The organism is Paenibacillus sp. P4_E11 (genome assembly GCF_056401635.1).
On record NZ_JBFUIX010000585.1, the window covers coordinates 1 to 901 of the forward strand.

The window sequence follows — 901 nt, forward strand, 5'->3', positions numbered from 1 at the left end:
ATACACTACATCCCCATTATCGCTGACTAAGTGCATTTTCAACAACACGCCAGTTTGCGTATCTACCCAATACTTATATCTGGAAGCATTCTGCTTCTTGCTCATATAGTCATCAAGTTTTCCTTCGATTACCAGAGCGTTGCGTCCTACAATCTTTGTCATACCTTTCTCTATGTAATTCGGCTTCATAGTTTGTGTATCCACGGTCCAAAATGCATAATTCTGTGGAAATATCATGGGAACATAATTATCGACCATTGAAGGATCTTTTCTCGGTACCCAATAATTCTGACCTTTCTCGTCACGATAAAATCTTGGCTGATTCGGCGGTATAGGCGTCACAGGTAGTAATTTATTTTTACTGAATGTTCTTCCGCTAGGCGTCTCGCTGAATTGGAGCAGGTATTCTCCATCTGAAATCTGTGTGTATACCTTTCCATTGAGCCTGTGTACGACATGAGCACCAGGAAACTTCTTGTCAATTTCAAATTCATAACTGTCTTGTTCGCCGTTCTCCGATACATAATAACGCCCTTGTACCGTGTCGAAGTGATCCATTGTATTCAACATCTTATCCATGATAGGAGTAGTATAAATGTTTCGCTGAGCCTCTTCAGGTATAGTTAAATTGAGTTTAAAAGCGTCGCTCCATACACTGTATCCAATCAAGACCATGCCTAATACACCGACACTTACCCAGTAAACCCATTTATTCGTACTTTTTCTTCGATGGGAGTGAACCTTTGTTTTAATTTGTGCGGCAAGTTCTTTGGAGAATGTAGCATTTCTGAACGGTTCCTCCTTTAAAGCATTCGCTTCCCCCTTAGATATGTCCATTTGCCACATCCTCCTTTAATAAAAGGGACAATTTTTTTCGCGCGCGATGTAACCGAGATTTAAC

At 40.6% G+C, this 901-nt stretch carries 1 protein-coding gene; it reads right to left on the bottom strand.

Features of this window, described 5'->3' with window-relative positions; genetic code table 11:
* The coding region (locus AC1DWB_RS36235; protein ID WP_477545883.1) for a hypothetical protein at positions 1-837 on the bottom strand (837 nt) is incomplete at its 3' end.
* Positions 838-901 lie beyond the last annotated feature (64 nt).